At 58.1% G+C, this 258-nt stretch carries 1 protein-coding gene; it reads left to right on the forward strand.

Annotated features, from left to right (window positions below):
• Positions 1-72 precede the first annotated feature (72 nt).
• A partial coding sequence (locus tag XalbCFBP2523_RS16140; protein WP_146084179.1) for a transposase occupies positions 73-258 on the forward strand: 186 nt, incomplete at its 3' end.

The following is a 258-nucleotide window of genomic DNA, read 5'->3' on the forward strand; positions in this document are numbered from 1 at the left end:
CCCGGAAAACCGGGCCAACGTAAAGTAGAGACTTCGCCGGCATGGGCCCCCGTCATCACGAGGAGTCAAGCGATGAAGAAGTCACGGTTTACCGAGGAGCAAATTGCCTATGCGCTCAAGCAGGCCGAGTTGGGGATGGCGGTCGGTGAGATCTGTAGGAAGATGGGAATTGCCGAGGCCACGTTTTACGTATGGCGGAAGAAGTACGGTGGTCTGGGGCCGTCTGAGCTCAAGCGCTTGCGACTGCTGGAGGAGGAA

The sequence above is a fragment of the Xanthomonas albilineans genome (assembly GCF_002939705.1).
In the GTDB taxonomy this organism is placed as follows: domain Bacteria; phylum Pseudomonadota; class Gammaproteobacteria; order Xanthomonadales; family Xanthomonadaceae; genus Xanthomonas_A; species Xanthomonas_A albilineans.